11 protein-coding genes are annotated in these 16436 nt (G+C 61.8%); 9 read left to right on the top strand and 2 right to left on the bottom strand.

Annotated elements, in window-relative coordinates; all coding sequences use genetic code 11:
• Positions 1 to 36 precede the first annotated feature (36 nt).
• Positions 37 to 1266 carry an acyl-CoA dehydrogenase gene (locus AC3WRD_RS18460; RefSeq protein WP_102621748.1) on the top strand — a complete coding sequence of 410 codons (1230 nt, stop codon included), beginning with the start codon at positions 37 to 39 and terminating at the stop codon, positions 1264 to 1266.
• 165 nt (positions 1267 to 1431) lie between these two features.
• Here the strand turns inward: AC3WRD_RS18460 and AC3WRD_RS18455 are convergent, their stop codons facing one another.
• Positions 1432 to 2766, bottom strand: a complete 1335-nt coding sequence (locus tag AC3WRD_RS18455; RefSeq protein ID WP_102621758.1) for a substrate-binding domain-containing protein — start codon at positions 2764 to 2766, stop codon at positions 1432 to 1434.
• A gap of 115 nt (positions 2767 to 2881) precedes the next feature.
• A complete protein-coding gene (gene xthA, locus AC3WRD_RS18450) occupies positions 2882 to 3694 on the bottom strand; it encodes an exodeoxyribonuclease III (RefSeq protein WP_096822294.1) in 813 nt (270 codons plus the stop codon).
• 174 nt (positions 3695 to 3868) lie between these two features.
• On the opposite strand from xthA, the gene AC3WRD_RS18445 reads away from it, so the two are divergent.
• From AC3WRD_RS18445 to AC3WRD_RS18410, 8 genes are all read left to right on the top strand, one after another.
• The gene (locus AC3WRD_RS18445) at positions 3869 to 4519 is read left to right on the top strand and encodes a GNAT family N-acetyltransferase (protein WP_085732178.1); all 651 of its coding nucleotides are present in this window, start codon (positions 3869 to 3871) and stop codon (positions 4517 to 4519) included.
• A gap of 66 nt (positions 4520 to 4585) precedes the next feature.
• A complete protein-coding gene (locus AC3WRD_RS18440) occupies positions 4586 to 6313 on the top strand; it encodes an autotransporter assembly complex protein TamA (protein WP_096822293.1) in 1728 nt (575 codons plus the stop codon).
• The gene (locus AC3WRD_RS18435) at positions 6310 to 9984 is read left to right on the top strand and encodes a translocation/assembly module TamB domain-containing protein (protein WP_102621749.1); all 3675 of its coding nucleotides are present in this window, start codon (positions 6310 to 6312) and stop codon (positions 9982 to 9984) included. Before AC3WRD_RS18440 ends, AC3WRD_RS18435 begins: the two co-directional genes overlap by 4 nt.
• A 118-nt stretch (positions 9985 to 10102) precedes the next feature.
• Positions 10103 to 11425, top strand: a complete 1323-nt coding sequence (locus AC3WRD_RS18430) for a hypothetical protein (protein ID WP_102621750.1) — start codon at positions 10103 to 10105, stop codon at positions 11423 to 11425.
• A 155-nt stretch (positions 11426 to 11580) separates the two neighbouring features.
• Positions 11581 to 12063 carry a MarR family winged helix-turn-helix transcriptional regulator gene (locus AC3WRD_RS18425; protein WP_096822290.1) on the top strand — a complete coding sequence of 161 codons (483 nt, stop codon included), beginning with the start codon at positions 11581 to 11583 and terminating at the stop codon, positions 12061 to 12063.
• The gene (locus AC3WRD_RS18420; protein WP_102621751.1) at positions 12053 to 13522 is read left to right on the top strand and encodes an efflux transporter outer membrane subunit; all 1470 of its coding nucleotides are present in this window, start codon (positions 12053 to 12055) and stop codon (positions 13520 to 13522) included. The genes AC3WRD_RS18425 and AC3WRD_RS18420 overlap by 11 nt, the downstream gene beginning before the upstream one ends.
• 15 nt (positions 13523 to 13537) lie before the next feature.
• Positions 13538 to 14740: an HlyD family secretion protein gene (locus AC3WRD_RS18415; protein WP_102621752.1), complete on the top strand. Its 1203-nt coding sequence runs from the start codon at positions 13538 to 13540 to the stop codon at positions 14738 to 14740.
• An 81-nt stretch (positions 14741 to 14821) separates the two neighbouring features.
• On the top strand, positions 14822 to 16351 hold the full coding sequence (locus tag AC3WRD_RS18410; protein ID WP_096822287.1) for a DHA2 family efflux MFS transporter permease subunit: 1530 nt from the start codon (positions 14822 to 14824) through the stop codon (positions 16349 to 16351).
• The last annotated feature ends 85 nt before the right edge of the window (positions 16352 to 16436 follow it).

Below are 16436 nucleotides of genomic sequence, written 5' to 3'. Positions count from 1 at the left end.
TGACTTAAACAACCTGCCGAAAAAAGGTAATTGCTCATGGATTTCGCTTATTCGCCCAAGGTGCAAGAACTGCGTGAGCGCGTGACCGCGTTCATGGACACTTACGTTTACCCGGCCGAAGCCGTGTTCGAACGGCAGGTTGCCGAGGGCGACCGCTGGCAGCCGACCGCGATCATGGAAGAACTCAAACTCAAGGCCAAGGCTGAAGGACTGTGGAATTTGTTTCTGCCTGAGTCGGAGCTCGGCGCCGGCCTGACCAACCTCGAATACGCGCCATTGGCGGAAATCATGGGCCGTTCGCTGCTCGGTCCCGAGCCGTTCAACTGCTCGGCACCGGACACCGGCAACATGGAAGTGCTGGTGCGTTACGCCAACGAAGAGCAGAAACAGCGCTGGCTCGAACCGCTGCTGCGCGGCGAGATTCGCTCGGCGTTTGCGATGACCGAACCGGACGTCGCATCCTCCGACGCCACCAACATGGCTGCTCGTGCCGTGCGTGATGGCGATGAGTGGGTGATCAACGGCAAGAAATGGTGGACCTCCGGCGCCTGCGATCCGCGCTGCAAGATCCTGATCTTCATGGGCCTGAGCAACCCTGACGCTCCGCGCCACGCCCAGCACTCGATGATTTTGGTGCCGGTCGACACCCCCGGCGTGAAGATCGTCCGTCCGCTGCCGGTGTTCGGTTACGACGACGCACCCCACGGCCACGCCGAAGTGCTGTTCGACAACGTGCGAGTGCCGTACGAAAACGTCCTGCTCGGTGAAGGACGCGGCTTCGAAATTGCTCAAGGTCGCCTTGGCCCAGGCCGGATTCACCACTGCATGCGTTCGATCGGCATGGCCGAGCGCGCACTGGAACTGATGTGCAAACGTTCGGTGAGCCGTACTGCATTCGGCAAACCGCTGGCGCGCCTGGGCGGTAACGTCGACAAGATCGCCGACTCGCGGATGGAAATCGACATGGCACGTCTGCTGACCCTGAAGGCGGCGTACATGATGGACACCGTGGGTAACAAGGTTGCCAAGAGCGAGATCGCGCAGATCAAGGTCGTCGCACCGAACGTCGCGTTGCGGGTGATCGACCGGGCGATCCAGATCCATGGCGGGGCTGGGGTGTCGAACGATTTCCCGCTGGCCTACATGTACGCCATGCAGCGCACCCTGCGCCTGGCCGACGGCCCGGACGAAGTGCACCGCGCGGCGATCGGCAAGTTCGAGATCGGCAAGTACGTGCCGAAGGAAATGCTGCGTAGCGAGCGCTGATCCAGCACTTCACCCCTGATCGTTCCCACGTCTAGGCGTCAAGCCGGTGATCGTTCCCACGCTCTGCGTGGGAATGCATACCGTGACGCTCCGCGTCACAGTGGACGCGGAGCGTCCATGGCTGCGTTACCACGCAGAGCGTGGGAACGATCACTGGTTCGACGCTCAGTAAACCCACACCTCGACCCGCCGATTCTTGATCCTGCCTTCATCCCCGCTGTTGGTCGCCACCGGCATCAGCGCGCCAAATCCGCGCACTTCGCGCAACACCACGCCGTTCTTCACCAGCTCCCGGCGTACCGCCATCGCCCGCAGCTTCGACAGCAAATCCGCCCGCGCCGGATCGTCCTTGGCGTCGCCGAACCCCACCAATGTCACTGCACGGTCGGTCTTCTCGTGGTGCTTTATATAGTCGAACACCCGGGCCAGATCCTGGCGGGCCTTGTTGTCGAGGCTGGCGCTGCCTTCTTCGAAGCGGAAGTTCACGGTCAGACGCTGGGCGTGCCGGCTGAGGGATTGATACCCCTCGGGCATCAGCGCATTCGGCGTAACCGAGATGGCGTGCACGGTTTGGGCGATAAAGCCATTGGCCGCAACAATCGCCTGGCCCTGACGGCTTTGCGCAAAATCCACCAACGCCCGGGCCCACGGGTTCAGGCTGTCGGGTGGCAAATAGAAGAACAACCGTCGTGACAGTGGATAGTCTTCGGTGGCGATCAGGCTGGCCAGCGGCAACATCGCCAGGGACTGTCCATCGACAATCGCCACGGCTTTGGCCTGGCGCACATAGGGCAGGCCGATAAAACCGATGGCTTGCGGATCGGCACTGACCGCGTCGGACAATTGCTCGCTCGACTCGAAACGTTTCGCCGAATTATTCAGAGTTTTCCCACGACGACTGAGGACAAGTTCCTTGAACGTGTCGTAGGTGCCGGACTGATCATCCCGCGCATACAGATGAATCGTCCCACCCTTGCCGCCGAGTTCTTCCCACGTCTTCGCCTCGCCGCTGAAGATGCGCGCCAGTTGTTCGGTATTCAATTGGTTCAGCGGATTGGCGGGGTGAAGGATGATCGCCAGGCCATCGATGGCGATGACTTGCTCGGCGCCGGGGCTTTTCAGGTCGCCGAGGGGTTGCAGGCTGGCGAGTTCGCTGTCCTTGATCGGACGAGAAGAGGCGGCCAGATCGGCGCTGTTGCTTTTGAGTGCCGTGAAACCGGTGCTGGAGCCATGGGCGGCGATTTCCACCACGATCCGTTTACCTTGAGCCGTCAGGCCGACGACTCGCTGTTCGTTGGCGGTGTCCGGGGTTTCGCTGTGGACTTTTGACAGTCCCTGTTCTTTGAGCAGGCCTTCCACCAGTGCCGGGCCGAGGGCCGCGCCGATGGTGTTGGAACCCTGGATACGCAGGACCGGGCCGTTCTCGGGAATGGGCAATGCAGCGGCCGAAACCTGCAGCCAGGCACTCAGGAGAAAGACGAACAGAACGCGCAGGGTCATGCCGGCACCGAATGCAGCCAAGGGGATTGCCGGGGAGATTAAGTCAGTGAGGTTTCTGAAAGATGACAAGGCAGAAGATCACAACCGCTGGCTGTGATCTTCTGCTTCAGGCTGGTCAGCTCAATTCAAGCCAGATCGGCGCATGGTCCGAAGGCTTTTCCATCCCGCGCAGTTCATAGTCCACGCCGGCCGCTTTCACCCGTGGCAGCAAGCCATGGGACGCCAGGATCACGTCGATGCGTAGACCACGCTTCGGCTCGTCTTCAAAACCACGGCTGCGATAGTCGAACCAGCTGAAGGTGTCAGTAACATCTGGGTTCAGATGACGGAAGCTGTCGGTCAGGCCCCAGTTCTTCAGGCGGGCCATCCACTCGCGCTCTTCCGGCAGGAAGCTGCATTTGCCGGTTTTCAGCCAGCGCTTCATGTTGTCCGGGCCGATGCCGATGTCGCAGTCTTCCGGGGAAATGTTCACGTCGCCCATCACCACCAGAGGCTGCTCATTGTTGAACTGGCTTTCCAGCAGCGCTTGCAGATCGCTGTAGAAGCGTTGCTTGGCGGGGAATTTGGTCGGATGGTCGCGACTTTCGCCCTGTGGGAAATAGCCGTTCATGATCGTCACCGGCACGCCGTTGGCGTCGGCGAACGTGCCCCAGATAAAGCGCCGCTGCGCGTCTTCTTCATCGGTGGCGAAGCCTTTGTGCACGGCAATCGGCTCCTGGCGCGAGAGCAGGGCAACGCCGTAATGGCCTTTCTGGCCGTGGAAATACACGTGATAACCCAGGGCCCGCACTTCTTCCAGCGGGAACTGGTCGTCGTGGACCTTGGTTTCCTGCAGGCCGATGACGTCCGGCTGATGCTTTTCGATCAGCGCCGCCAGCTGATGCGGGCGGGCCCGCAGTCCGTTGATGTTGAAGGAAACGATCTTCATGGTCGGCAGTCCTGGCAAAAGGGCGATGCTAGCTGACATGTAGGATCTGGGCCAGCGTGGCGGTAGTCCATATGCGCTGCTAATGTCTTTCGGGTGTGGGAACGATCCCTTCAGCCCAAGGCTCGTATAACAAGAACGGGGCCTGTTGAGTCCCGTCCAGGGAGAATCACCGTCATGCCTGAAACCTCGACCGCCATCGCCGACATCCACATGCTCGACCGCGGCTATTCCCGTGAAGCGCGATCCTTGCTGTATCAGGCTTACCGTCATGAGCCGACCTTCGCTTATCTGTTCGAGGCCGAGCGCCCGGGCTACGAACAACGGGTGCGCGCCACGGTGCGGGAACTGGTCAAACAGCATTTCCTGCAGGATCTGCCGGCCATCGGCCTGTTGGTCAATGATCGCTTGATCGGCATCGCCCTGATCGCACCGCCGCAACGACGTCTGGGTGTCACCGAGAGTTGGGCCTGGCGTCTGCGCATGGTGTTGAGCACCGGTTTCCGCTGCACCCGGCGTTATCTGGAATATCACGCCGCCGTTGAAGCCTGCGTGCCGACCGATTCGGTGCACATGCTGCCGCTGCTGGGTGTGCATCCACAATTTCAGGGCAAACACTTCGGCGAACAACTGCTGCAAGCGGTGCACAACTGGTGCGCGGTGGACGAAAGCTCCCAAGGGGTGATCCTCGATACCGGCAACCCGCGCTACCTGGAGTTTTACAAGCGTCAGGGCTATGAGGAAATCGGCGAAGTCGCCGTCGGACCGGTGCGCGAGCACGTGTTTTTCCACGCCAACCCGCAGGTGTTACAAACTGCAACGGGATAACCATCGAACTTTTTGGGAAATTTCCTGTTCTATCACGCTCCCAAGCCCGTGATAGCATCCGCGCCTATGAAGTTTCCAGGAAGATTTACCAGTGGCGTGCTCATGCTGTTAACCAGCTGCGCGGCGCTGGCGCAAAGTGAATTGGATGTGCGGATCAAACCGTCCAACGATGAACTCAAAGCCAATATAGAAGGCTATATCGGCAGCCTCGGCGATCGTGACGAAGAAGCCTTGCAGCGCTTCAGTCGCGGCGCCGAAGAGCAGGCGCGCAAGGCCGCCCAGGCTTTGGGCTACTACCAGCCGCACATCGAGAGTGACGTGAAGGGCGGCGAAAAACCGCGCCTGGTGCTGAACATCGATCCCGGCGAGCCGATTCGCCTGCGCAATGTCACCGTGCGTGTCGACGGACCCGCTGCCGCCCTCAAAGCCTTTCGTGTACCGAAAAGCGACGTGCTCAAGCCCGGCGCCGTGCTCAACCATGGTCGTTACGAAGACGCCAAGCGCTTGATCCAGAATCAAGCGTCGCGCTATGGCTTCTTCAGTGGCCGTTTCACCAGCCAGAAATTGATGGTCGATCCCCGCGCCGGGGTCGCCGATGTTGAATTGATCTATGAAAGCGGCCCGCGTTATGCGCTGGGCAAAGTCAGCTTCGCGGGCGACACGCCGTTCGACGAAGACCTGCTGCAACGCATGGTGCCGTTCAAGGCCGGCGAACCGTATGACTCGGAGCTGATCGCCGAACTCAATCGAGACCTGCAATCGAGCGGTTATTTCGAAGGCGTGCGGGTCGACGCCGCACCGACCGCCGCGAAAAACGACGTGATCCCGGTGGACGTCAAACTCGAAACCCGCAAGCCGCGCACCATGGGCCTGGGTCTCGGTTATTCCACCGACGTTGGCCCGCGCATCAAGGCCAACTGGACTCGCCATTGGGTCAACCCGCAAGGCGACAGTTACGGCTGGGAAGCCGAACTCTCGGCGCCACGGCAGAACGTCGGACTGTTCTATGACATTCCGCTGGACCCGCCGCTGACCGACAAACTGCGCTGGGCCGGTGGTTATCAGTACGAAAACATCGACGGTTCCGACACCCTGAGCAAACTGCTGACCTTCGGCCCGGAATGGCACAGCAAGTTGCCCAGCGGCTGGCAGCGGGTGATTTCGCTGAAATGGCAGCGTGAGGAATATCAACTGGGCGACGACTCCGGTCTCAGCAACCTGTTGATGCCCGGCGTCAGCTATTCCTACCTCAAGAGCGACAACCGCATCGACCCGCACAATGGTTATCGCCTGACGTTTGAATCCAAGGTGGCCAAGGAAGGTCTGGCTTCGGACACCAACCTTTTATATGGCACCGCATTGATCAAAGGCCTGACCACGGTGTTCGACAATCACCGCTTCCTCGGGCGGGTGCAGGTCGGCGGCAGCGCCACCAACGGTTATAAATCCGTACCACCGTCGCTGCGCTTCTTCGCCGGTGGCGATCAGAGCGTGCGCGGTTACGACTATCAGAGCCTGTCCCCGGAAAACGCCGAGGGCGACCGCATCGGCGGGCGTTACATGATTGCCGGCAGCGTCGAATATCAATACTCGATCGCTGAAAAATGGCGGATCGCGACCTTCGTCGACCAAGGCAACTCCTTCAACAAACTCGAACTGCCGAACCTCAAGACCGGGGTCGGTATAGGTGTGCGCTGGGTTTCGCCGGTGGGGCCGATCCGCCTCGACCTGGCTCACGCGCTGGACGACGATGGCGGCATCCGGCTGCACTTTTCCATGGGGCCTGAGCTGTGAAGCGTGGTTTGAAGATTTCCGCTCTGGCGCTGTTGTCGCTGGTGCTGCTGATTGTATTGAGCATCACCGCTGTGCTCGGAACGCAGGCCGGCAGTCGGTGGGTGCTGGGGCTGGTTCCGGGTTTGAGTGTCGACAACTTTCAGGGTCGCCTGGGAGGGCAGTGGAGCGCCGATCATTTGCTCTGGCAGCAGGACGGCAGCCGCGTCGAGCTGAGCAAACCGATCTTCGAATGGTCACCGCTGTGCCTGACGCGCATGACGCTGTGCATCGAACAGCTCAAGGCCGATCAGGTCAGCCTGCAATTCCCGCCCGGTGAAGAAACCACCGACAGCGGTCCGATCAAACTGCCGGATCTGCAATTGCCCGTGGCCATCGAGCTGGGTGACGTGCAGGTCGGCAGCCTGTTGTTCAATGGCAGCGAACAGCTCAAAGGCCTGCAACTCGCGGCGCACTGGACTGCCAAGGGCATGCAGATCGACAGCGTGAAACTGCAACGCGACGACCTGAGCCTGAATCTGTCCGGCCTGTTGCAGCCCACCGGTAACTGGCCGCTAAACATCGCCGGTGATCTGACCCTGCCGTCACCGGGCACCGGCCCATGGATGCTGGCACTCAAAGTCGACGGCGATCTGCTCAAGACCCTGAACCTGCACGCCGACAGCCGTGGCTACCTCGACGGCCAGTTGACTGGCGAGCTGCAACCGCTGGCGGAAAACCTGCCGGCCAAGGTGCGCATCACTTCGGAAGCGTTCAAACCGAGCGCCGACCTGCCGGACACTCTGCAACTCAATCAACTGGTATTGACCGGCGAAGGCGACCTGAAAAACGGTTACCAATTGCTCGGCAATGCGACGTTGCCTGCCGATAAAGGCCCGGTAGCGCTGTTGCTCAAAGGCAAGGTTGACGCCAAGGGTGCGCAAATCGCCGGCCTCGACCTGACGGCCAATGACAAGCAAAGCCTCAAGCTCACTGGCAATGTCGATTGGAGCAAAGGCCTCAGCGCCCAGGCCAACATCAATTGGCAGGATTTCCCGTGGCATCGGCTCTATTCCGAGATCGACGAGCCGCAAGTCGCCTTGCGCACGTTCACCGGCGAAGTCTCCTACACCGACGGCCAATACCTCGGCAATTTCGCCGCCGCGCTGGATGGCCCGGCGGGGGCGTTCAGCCTGAGCAGCCCGTTCAGCGGCAATCTCAAACAGATCTTCCTGCCGCAATTCAAACTCGAAGCGGGGCAGGGCAAAGCTGAAGGGCATGTGAACGTGCAGTTCGCCGACGGCATTGCCTGGGACACTGCGCTGGAGTTGTCCGCGCTCAACCCGGCGTACTGGATGGCGGAGCTGCCGGGCACCTTGGCCGGGCCACTGAAAAGCACGGGCGAAATGAAGAACGAGCGCCTGAGCCTCAACGCTGACCTCGACCTCAAAGGCAAACTGCGCGGGCAACCGGCGGTGCTGCAAGCCAAGGCTGACGGCGCGGGCGAACAGTGGAATCTGAATGCCCTGCAAATCCGCCTCGGCGACAACAGCATCAATGGCAAGGGCAGCCTGCAACAGAAGCTCACGGGGCAGATCGACATCAAGTTGCCGCGTCTGGCCCAGCTCTGGCCGCAGCTGCGCGGGCAGATCAACGGTCGGGTCGATGTCGCCGGCACCCTGAAAGCACCGCAAGGCAAGCTCGACCTGCAGGGTTCGCAACTGGTGTTCCAGGACAATCGCCTGCAAAGCCTCAACCTCGACGCCACCCTCGACAGCGCGCAACGGGCGAAAATCGACTTGAAGGGCAGCGGCATTCAGGCCGGCGACACGTCGCTGGGCACCCTGACCGCCAGCGCTCAGGGCGATATCAAAAGCCAGAAACTCACTCTCGACCTGCTCGGGCCGAAGCTGAAACTCGCGCTGGGCCTGGACGGCAATCTGGACAAAGGCAACTGGCGCGGGCGTCTGGCCAGTGGCGACATTCAGGCCGGCGGTCAGGACTGGAAGCTGCAAAACCCGGCCAAACTTGAACGTCTGGCCGACGGCAAAATCAACTTCGGCGCCCATTGCTGGATGTCCGGCAATGCCAGCCTGTGCGGCGAAGACCAGCGGTTGATGCCGGAACCGAAGCTGCGTTACCACCTCAAGCAATTCCCGATCGAAAGCCTGGCGCAGTGGCTGCCCAAGGATTTCGCCTGGCAGGGCAAGCTCAATGCCGACCTGCAACTGGACCTGCCGGCCAGCGGCCCGAACGGCCAGATCAGCGTCGATGCCAGCGGCGGCACCTTGCGCATGAAGGAAAAGGATCAGTGGCTGGACTTCCCGTACCAGACCCTCAAGCTCACCAGCAAACTCACGCCGAAACGCATCGACACCGACCTCAACTTCGTCGGTGGCAAGCTCGGTGAACTGATGGTGCAGGCGCAGCTCAATCCGCTGCCGAAGAACAAACCGCTGAATGGCTCGTTCCGCCTCAGCGGGCTGGACCTGTCGGTGGCGCGGCCGTTTGTGCCGATGGTCGAGAAACTCACCGGACGCCTGAACGGCAGCGGCACGATTTCCGGCGGATTGCTTGCGCCGCTGGTCAACGGCACTGTGCAACTCAGTGACGGCGAAGTGTCCGGCCCGGAACTGCCGCTGGAATTGCAGGCACTGCAACTGCAAGCGGTGATCGCCGGGGAAACCGTGCAATTGAACGGCGGCTGGAAAAGCGGCAAGGCCGGGCAGGGCAGCCTCAGCGGCAACGTCGCCTGGGGTCAGGCGCTGGTGGTGGATCTGGCGCTCAAGGGCACGCAATTGCCGGTCACTGTCGAACCCTACGCCAAGCTTGAAGTGGCGCCGGACCTGAAAATTTCCATGGCCGGCGACGAGCTGGCGATTGCCGGCAAGGTGCTGGTGCCCAGAGGCGAAATCACCGTGCGCGAACTGCCGCCATCGACGGTGAAAGTCTCCGATGACACGATCATCGTCGGTGCGCAGACCGAAGAGGGCAAACCGCCGATGGCCATGAAGATGGACATCGATGTGGTGGTCGGTGAGGACAAGCTGAGCTTCGCCGGATTCGGCCTGACCGCCAACCTGCAAGGTCATGTGCACATCGGCGACAACCTGGACACCCGCGGCGAGCTGTGGCTCAACGACGGCAAATACCGCGCCTACGGCCAGCGCCTGACGGTACGCCGCGCGCGTCTGCTGTTTGCCGGGCCGATCGATCAGCCGTATCTGGACATCGAAGCGATCCGCCAGACCGACGACGTGATCGCCGGTATTCGCCTGAGCGGCAGCGCCGAGCAGCCGACCACGCAGATCTTCTCCGAGCCGGCGATGAGCCAGGAGCAGGCGTTGTCCTATCTGGTGCTGGGGCGTCCGCTGAGCACCACCGGCGAGGACAACAACATGCTCGCGCAAGCGGCGCTCGGTCTGGGCCTGATGGGCAGTTCCGGGGTCACCAGCGGTCTGGCCAAGGACCTGGGGATTCAGGATTTCCAGCTCGACACCCAGGGCAGCGGCAACACCACCAGCGTGGTGGCCAGCGGCAATATTTCGGAGAAGCTCAGCTTGCGTTACGGCGTCGGCGTGTTCGAACCGGCCAACACCATCGCCTTGCGCTACAAGCTGAGCAAAAAGGTCTACCTGGAAGCCGCCAGCGGCGTGGCCAGTTCGCTGGATATCTTCTACAAGCGGGACTTCTAGACCGCATTCCTACAGAGCCGGATCGTGTCACCACGATCCGGCTCTTTTTTGATGTATTAGACTGACCTCAGCTTGATGGCTGCAAAGTGCGGCTGCCCGAAACGCCCCGGGGGCGCCTATGGTCCGTTTGAGTATGGTCTTGCTCGGTAACGACTTTGTCCGCCGGCGCTGGTCAGCACTGGCGCTGACCGGCGTTGTCTGGGGCGCGGCCGGCGTGGCCATTTTCATCGATGCGCTGGACGGCGTTCTGTATTTCCCGCTGCATGTGTTCGGCTATCTGTTGTTGCTCGAAGCCCTGATCATTCTGCTGGTGCCGGCCCCGCAAGCTGGCACCGCGGCGGTTTTGCGCAGGGCGCGGGGTCTGGCTTTTCTGCTGCTGGGGCTGCTGATCGTCGACCGGCAACATGTCGCTGGGGTGATTCTCGCGGTGCTGTTCGGTGTGGCTTTTCTGCTCGACGGCGGTTTTCGTCTGGCGGCTGCGGTGGTGGTGCGCTTTGTCGGTTGGCAGGTGTCACTGCTGGTGGCGCTGTTCGAGATTGGCTTCGCGTTGTTCCTCCTCGAACCGTACCCGACGCTTTACAAGGGGACGGTGCCGTTCTGCATTGGCATGAGCATCTTTCTCTCGGGCTGTGCCTTGTTGCAGCAGGCATTGCGGTTCAAGAACGGGCATACGCCGGTGACGCCGTCCCCGGTGTGCAAACCGGCCTACGGTGACGCGTTGGTCATCCATGTCTGGACCCCCAGCGGCACCGTTGACGACACCCTGGTGCGCAACCGGCTGCTCAACCGTTATATCGCCGCAGTCGACATCAACGGCGTCATCTCCGCCGGCCACGCGGCACTGGAATGTGGGCCGGACCTTTACATCAGCCATTACCCGCTGGACGACATCGATCGTTCGGCGGGGGATTTCGTGCGGTTGCTGCGGGCCACACCGAACAACGATGTCCCAGGCAGGTTTCTGCAGGATTATGCGAGCGAGGTTGCCGACTGGTGTCCGTCCTCGGTTCAGGTCAGCTTCGGGCACTACGATGCCGCACGGCTTCAGGCGTTCTGGGCGGATTATCGGCAGGACACCACCTACAACCTCACCAGCCGCAATTGTTCGAGTGCCGTCGCGCATAGCCTGGAAGCGGCGCTGGAAGGCGCGATGAACCGGGGCCATTCGAGCATGCTGGATTTTGCCCGGGTCATCATCAGCCCGGAATTCTGGGTCGCGGCCCAGGTGCGCAAGCGCGCCGAGGCGATGGCCTGGACGCCCGGGCTGGTGCTCGATTATGCGCTGGCATTGCATGCCGCCATCGAGCCGGCGCCGCCGGGCTGGCACGGCATTTACGCGGGAGCCAGGCGCGCCTGCGGGTATGTGGCGACCGCGTTGCGTGGGCGCGAAGTTCATCCCGTTCAGCCGCCATCGATGAATCATCCCACTGACAAATCTTGAGCGTAATCGGCGTGCAATGCGCCCTAGTTCAGCCACGCTCGCCCAGCCATTTATCCGCCAATTACAAAGCAACCTAACTATTACGTTGACATTCGCTGCCTAGGCAGTAACATCTCGACATACATTCACTGCCTAGGCAGTTATTAGGTGAGCACATGAAGCATTTCACCCCCGACGAATTCAAGCATTGCCATCTCGGCCTGTTGCTCGGCCGTGCGGCCTTGCTCAAGGACAAGATCATCGACACCCACATGGAACCCCACGGCATCACTGCCGCGCAGTTCAAGGTGTTGATCATCATGGCCCAGTTCGGCGTCGATACCCCGGCCGAGCTGTGCCGGCACCTGTCGCTGGACAGCGGTTCGATGACCCGCATGCTCGACCGCCTGGAACAGAAAGGTTTCCTGATTCGCCAACGCAGCGAAGGCGATCGCCGTCAGGTGCAACTGAAACTCACCGAACAAGGCCAGCAACTGGCCGATCGCCTGCCGCACATCGGTGCCGACGCCATGAACGAACTGGCCGGCGCCGTGACCCCGGACGAGTTGAAAACCCTGGAATACATCCTCAAGAAAATTTTGCTGGCGGCCGGTGACCCGATCACCATCCAGCGGTTAGGTGAACACAATGAGCGGTAAAACCTTGCGCAGCAGCCTGACACTGGTGCTGTCGGCGATGATCCTCGCCGGTTGCGCCAACTACAGTGGCCTCGATACCCAAGGCGCCAGCCTCGATGCGAAAACCCTGAAAACCGGGCAATCGCTCAATGGCGTCACTCTGTCCCAGGCCGCTTGGCCGAAGAGCGACTGGTGGACCAGCCTCGGCGATCCGCAGCTCGACGGTCTGATCCGCGAAGCCCTGCACGACAGCCCGGACATGCAGATCGCCGACGCCCGCGCCCATCAGGCCAGCGCCGCTGCATATGCCGCCGATGCCGAGCGCTACCCGACCCTCGACGCCAGCGCCGGCATTACGCGCTCGCGCCTGGCCAAGGATCAGGACCCGCGAGGGCAGGGCGACGCCTACGCCACTACGCGCAATATCAGCGCCGGCTTCAATTACAACTTCGACCTCTGGGGCGGTCAGCGTGACGCCTGGGAAGCCGCACTCGGCCAGGCTCGCGCGGCTGAAGTCGACCGTCAGGCCGCGCAACTGACCCTCGCCGCCGACGTGGCCCGGGCCTACAGCGATCTGGGTCAGGCGCACATCGTTTATGACCTGGCGACCGAAGATCTCAAGCGCACCAAGCAGATGCTCGATCTGAGCCAGCGCCGTTTGAGCTCCGGGATCGACAGCCAGTACCAGTTCCAGCAGACCCAAAGCCTGGAAGCCAGCTCCGAAGCCAGCCTGATCGACGCCGAAAAGCGCCTGAACAGTGCCAAAATCGCTCTGGCCGTGTTGCTCGGCAAAGGCCCGGATCGCGGCAACGAAATCGCCCGACCGAAAGTCCTGCAAGCCAGTGCCGTAGCGCTGCCGTCTGTTCTGCCGGCGGAACTGCTGGGTCGTCGCCCGGATCTGGTCGCCGCGCGCTGGCGTGTCGAGGCCGCGAGCAAGGACATCGACTCGGCCAAGACCCGCTTCTATCCCAACCTGAACCTTACGGCGTCCGCCGGTGCCGAATCGTTATTGGGTGACGCGATGTTCGGGTCCGCCAGCCGCTTCTTCAACATCGCTCCGACCATTTCGCTGCCGATCTTCGACGGTGGACGCTTGCGCGCCAACCTCGATGCACGCGACGCCGACTACGACCTGGCCGTGGCGCAGTACAACAAAAGCCTGGTGAAAGCCTTGGGCGATGTCAGCGACACGATCAACCAGTTGCGTGACATCGGCCGGCAGATCGGCGCCCAGCAGCACGCGACCGACATTGCCCAGGATTCTTACAACACCGTGGTCCAGCGTTACGGTTCCGGCATCGGCAACTACCTGGACGTGCTCAGCATCGAGCAGCAATTGCTGCAGGCCCAGCGTCAGCTGGCCAACCTGAATGCCGAGCAGATCGACCTGTCGATTCAACTGATGCAAGCGCTGGGTGGCGGCTTTCAGGGGCAAACCCTGACCACCGCCAACGCCAGCCCAGCCACCACGCACAACTAATTCAAGGTATTTGTCATGGCCACTGCCGAAAACACTCAAGCTCAAGACAACACCCCCGACACCGGCAATCCGCGCAAACGCAAAGTGATGCTGGTGGTGTTGGCCGTTGTGGTTGCCCTCGCCGGTGCCGGCGTCTGGGCGTATCACGAATTCGTCGGGCGCTGGAACGAAAGCACCGATGACGCCTACGTCAACGGCAACGTCGTTGAAATCACCCCTTTGGTGACCGGCACCGTGGTCAGCATTGGTGCTGACGACGGCGATCTGGTTCACGAAGGTCAGGTGCTGATCAACTTCGACCCGAACGACGCCGAAGTCGGTCTGCAAAGTGCCCAGGCCAAACTGGCGCGCACCGTGCGTCAGGTTCGCGGCCTGTACAGCAACGTTGACGGCATGAAAGCCCAGGTCAACGCGCAACAGGCGAACGTGCAGAAAGCCCAGGACAACTACAACCGCCGGAAAAACCTCGCCGCCGGCGGCGCGATTTCCCAGGAAGAACTGTCCCACGCTCGCGACGACCTGACCTCGGCGCAAAACGCCCTGGCCAACGCCCAGCAGCAACTGAAAACCACCAGCGCACTGGTCGATGACACCGTGGTGTCGTCGCACCCGGACGTGATGTCGGCCGCTGCCGATCTGCGTCAGGCTTACCTGACCAACGCTCGCAGCACGCTGATCGCGCCGGTTACCGGTTACGTTGCCAAACGCACCGTGCAACTCGGCCAGCGCGTGCAGCCGGGCACCGCGCTGATGGCAGTGATTCCGCTGGATCAGCTGTGGATCGACGCCAACTTCAAGGAAACCCAGCTGCGTGACATGCGCATCGGCCAACCGGTGGACATCGAATCCGACATCTACGGCAGCGACGTGAAATTCAGCGGCACCGTGGACAGCCTCGGTGCGGGCACCGGCAGCGCCTTCGCCCTGTTGCCGGCGCAGAACGCCACCGGTAACTGGATCAAGATCGTGCAGCGAGTACCGGTGCGGATTCACGTCAATGCCGAAGAACTGGCCAAGCACCCGCTGCGCGTCGGTCTGTCGACCAATGTCGAGGTCAACCTGCATGACCAGAGCGGCCCGGTACTGGCCCAGCAGCCGCCGCAACAGGCTTCGTTCAGCACCAGCGTCTACGACCGCCAACTGGGTGAAGCCGACGCGATGATCGCGCAACTGATCCACGACAACAGCGCTGCGGTCAGCAAGACCGCGCAACGCTGATTCGCCAATCCTTTCGCCGCGCTCCCTGACGGGCGCGGCGCCTGCCCTCGCTCCAAAAAATTCAGCTCCAAAGGATTCGCGATGAGCAATAACGCCTCTTTTTCGCCGCCCAGCCTGTTGCTCAGCACCATCGGCCTGTCGCTGGCGACCTTCATGCAAGTGCTCGACACCACCATCGCCAACGTGGCGCTGCCGACCATCTCCGGCAACCTTGGCGTGAGTTCGGAGCAGGGCACCTGGGTCATTACCTCGTTCGCCGTGAGCAACGCCATCGCGCTGCCGCTCACCGGCTGGCTGAGCCGGCGTTTCGGCGAGGTGAAGCTGTTTCTCTGGGCCACCATGCTGTTTGTGCTGGCCTCGTTCCTCTGCGGTATTTCCACCTCGATGCCTGAACTGATCGGCTTCCGTGTCCTGCAAGGGCTGGTGGCAGGGCCGTTGTACCCGATGACCCAGACGCTGCTGATCGCGGTCTATCCGCCCGCCAGGCGCGGCATGGCCCTGGCGTTACTGGCGATGGTCACGGTGGTGGCGCCGATTGCCGGTCCGATTCTCGGCGGCTGGATCACCGACAGTTACAGCTGGCCGTGGATCTTCTTCATCAACGTGCCGATTGGCGTGTTCGCGGTGATGGTGGTGCGTTCGCAACTGGCGAAACGCCCGGTGGTCACCAGCCGTCAGCCGATGGATTACGTCGGGCTGATCACGCTGATCATCGGCGTCGGTGCCTTGCAGGTGATCCTCGATAAGGGCAACGACCTGGACTGGTTCGAATCGAACTTCATCATCATTGGCGCGGCCATTTCGGTGATTGCGCTGGCGGTGTTCGTGATCTGGGAGATGACCGACCAGCATCCGGTGGTCAATCTGCGCCTGTTCGCCCACCGCAACTTCCGCATCGGCACGCTGGTGCTGGTGCTGGGTTACGCCGGTTTCTTCGGCATCAACCTGATCCTGCCGCAATGGTTGCAGACCCAGATGGGCTACACCGCGACCTGGGCCGGGCTGGCGGTAGCGCCGATCGGTATTCTGCCGGTGGTGCTGTCACCGTTTGTCGGCAAGTACGCGCACAAGTTCGACCTGCGCCTGCTGGCCGGGCTGGCGTTCCTGGCGATCGGCCTGAGCTGCTTCATGCGCGCCGAATTCACCAACGAAGTGGACTTCCAGCACATCGCGCTGGTGCAACTGTTCATGGGCATCGGCGTGGCGCTGTTCTTCATGCCGACCCTGAGCATCCTGATGTCGGATCTGCCGCCAAGCCAGATTGCCGATGGCGCCGGTCTCGCGACGTTCCTGCGGACACTGGGCGGTAGCTTTGCAGCGTCGCTGACGACCTGGATCTGGATTCGCCGGGCGGATCAGCATCATGCCTACATGAGTGAAAGCATCAGCACCTATGAGCCGGCGACCCGGGAAGCGCTGAACAATCTGGGCGGGGCGGGCAATCCGGCGTATGCGCAGCTTGATCATGTGCTGACGAGTCAGGCGTACATGCTCTCCACCGTGGATTACTTCACGCTGCTGGGGTGGGGGTTCATGGGGTTGATCTTGATTGTTTGGCTGGCGAAGCCGCCATTTGCTGCCAAGGCAGGCCCGGCGGCCAGCGGTCACTGAGTCGGCGAGATCGTTCCCACGCTCTGCGTGGGAATGCAGCCCGGGACGCTCCGCGTCCCATGCCGAAGCGGACGCGGAGCGTCCA

The sequence above is a fragment of the Pseudomonas sp. FW215-R2 genome, assembly GCF_058789255.1.
This window is presented reverse-complemented; position numbering and strand designations above follow the sequence as displayed.

Bases quoted from the DNA above. Each gene is read 5' to 3' on its own strand.
- AC3WRD_RS18420 (WP_102621751.1), top strand. From the start codon at position 12,053: ATGAGCGGTAAAACCTTGCGCAGCAGCCTGACACTGGTGCTGTCGGCG.
- xthA (WP_096822294.1), bottom strand. From the start codon at position 3,694: ATGAAGATCGTTTCCTTCAACATCAACGGACTGCGGGCCCGCCCGCAT.
- AC3WRD_RS18430 (WP_102621750.1), top strand. From the start codon at position 10,103: ATGGTCCGTTTGAGTATGGTCTTGCTCGGTAACGACTTTGTCCGCCGG.
- AC3WRD_RS18425 (WP_096822290.1), top strand. From the start codon at position 11,581: ATGAAGCATTTCACCCCCGACGAATTCAAGCATTGCCATCTCGGCCTG.
- AC3WRD_RS18415 (WP_102621752.1), top strand. From the start codon at position 13,538: ATGGCCACTGCCGAAAACACTCAAGCTCAAGACAACACCCCCGACACC.
- AC3WRD_RS18440 (WP_096822293.1), top strand. From the start codon at position 4,586: ATGAAGTTTCCAGGAAGATTTACCAGTGGCGTGCTCATGCTGTTAACC.
- AC3WRD_RS18460 (WP_102621748.1), top strand. From the start codon at position 37: ATGGATTTCGCTTATTCGCCCAAGGTGCAAGAACTGCGTGAGCGCGTG.
- AC3WRD_RS18445 (WP_085732178.1), top strand. From the start codon at position 3,869: ATGCCTGAAACCTCGACCGCCATCGCCGACATCCACATGCTCGACCGC.
- AC3WRD_RS18410 (WP_096822287.1), top strand. From the start codon at position 14,822: ATGAGCAATAACGCCTCTTTTTCGCCGCCCAGCCTGTTGCTCAGCACC.
- AC3WRD_RS18455 (WP_102621758.1), bottom strand. From the start codon at position 2,766: ATGACCCTGCGCGTTCTGTTCGTCTTTCTCCTGAGTGCCTGGCTGCAG.